General features: G+C 45.8%; 2 protein-coding genes. Both read left to right on the forward strand.

What is annotated here, in order from left to right:
- On the forward strand, positions 1-834 hold an 834-nt coding region (locus F6K49_RS44055; protein ID WP_293108189.1), incomplete at its 5' end, for an efflux RND transporter periplasmic adaptor subunit.
- 17 nt (positions 835-851) lie between these two features.
- A partial coding sequence (locus tag F6K49_RS44060) for an ABC transporter permease (RefSeq protein WP_293108193.1) occupies positions 852-2,012 on the forward strand: 1,161 nt, incomplete at its 3' end.

The raw sequence follows: 2,012 nt of genomic DNA on the forward strand, positions 1-2,012 counted from the left end.
GTAGCAAAGCTTGCTTTGCTACTCCTAAAAGCAGGGGCACGGCCAGAAGACATTGCTCAAGCCCGGGCTAGAGTGATGCAAAGACAACAAAGTTTGAAACTAGCCAAAGCAGGGGCACGGCCAGAAGACATTGCCCAAGCCCGGGCTAGAGTGATGCAAGCCGAGGGGGCTGTGCAAAATGCCAAGGCGCAGATAGCAGATACGGTAATTCGCGCTCCTTTCACTGGCATTGTTGCTAGGAAGTATGCCGATCCAGGTGCCTTTGTCAGCCCGACTACCGCAGGTAGTTCTGTCTTATCCGCTACCTCTTCTTCAATTTTGTCCCTAGCTTCTAGTAACCAGGTAGTAACGGCATACGTAGCAGAAAGTAATATTTCCAAAATCCGCTTGGGACAAGACGTCACTATTACTGTTGATGCTTACCCAGGAAAAACCTTTACCGGACAGGTGGCACAAATTGCTGCCCAGGCAGTTATAGAACAGAATGTTACCAGCTTTGAGGTTAAGGTGGCCATTGTCTCGGATTCAGAACAACTTCTGCGTTCTGGGATGAATGTCCATCTGGAGTTCAAAGTAGGCACACTCTTAAATGCTTTGGTGGTACCGACAGTGGCAATTGTCCGCCAGGAGAATGCTACAGGTGTGTTTGTAGCAGGAGAAAATAATAAAGCTATCTTCACTCCCATAGTGACTGGCGTTACTGCTAATCACAAAACAGAAGTCAAATCAGGTTTGCAGGGAACCGAAAGAGTGTTTATCAACTTCCCAGAAGGGTTCCGACCGCAATCTATTACCCCACCTCCTTTTCCCGGTTCACGTTCACGTTCACGTTAATTACAAGGTGTGCAAAAATGGCTACACCAGTTCAGATTCGCTTTAGTACAGCATCCACTGTAGAAGTCTTAGTCATGGCGCTGGAGGCTTTGTGGAGTAACAGATTACGCACAGGGCTGACCATGCTGGGTGTCATTATTGGGATTGCCTCGGTAATTGCTATTACTTCCCTTGGTCAGGGAGTGCAAAAGGCAACCGAGCAGCAATTACAGGGTTTGGGTACAAATGTCATGCTGGTGTTCCCTGATACTCCCAGAAATAGTCGCATCAATCTAGGTAGTACTGGTAGGGGAACACGTTTAAATTGGGAGGATGCACGGGCAATTAAAGAACAGGTGACTACGGCTAGTGCGGTGTCTGCATTCTTGCAAAAGCCTAATGTCTCCGTAGTCTATGGTGGCAAGAATATATTAACTACTGTCATCGGTACAGATTTGAGTTACCCGGAGGTCAAGAACATCTATCCCCAGTCGGGGCAATTTTTTAATCAGGATGATTTGCTCTCTAGTAAATCAGTGGTTGTTCTTGGTTCTAAGTTACGGGAACAACTGTTTGAACCGGGGGCAAATGCAATTGGTGCCAATATCCGCATTCAGGGAGAGCGTTACATCGTTATTGGTGTTATGGAATCTAAGGGTGCGGTAGGAAGAATAGACCAAGATAATCAAATATATATTCCCTTGACGAATATGTCGGCGCGACTTATTGGTAATAATGCCCTAGCCGGGATTGCCATCAATGGGTTGTGGTTGAAAGCCTCTGATGAATCGAGTTTAAGTGCAGCTCAATTTCAAGTTACCAATCTCTTGCGCTTGCGCCATAATATTTATCCACCCCAAGCCGATAATTTTAAAATCATTAACCAAACAGACATGATCAATACCTTAAATAATGTGGTGGGTTTATTTACGGTAATGGTGGGAGCAGTTGCTGGAATTTCTTTAGTTGTTGGCGGAATTGGTATTGCCAATATTATGTTGGCTTCTGTTGTGGAACGAAGGCGAGAAATTGGGATTCGTAAAGCACTAGGAGCTACCAAATCAGCAATTCTCAAGCAATTTTTAGCAGAAGCTGTCGTGGTTTCTGGTGTGGGGGGAGTGATTGGCATGGGATTCGGAATAGCCTTGGCTTTCAGTGCAGCCACTATTTTCCAATTTCCGTTTGTGGTTTCTCTGTGG

It is taken from the genome of Moorena sp. SIO3I6 (assembly GCF_010672095.1).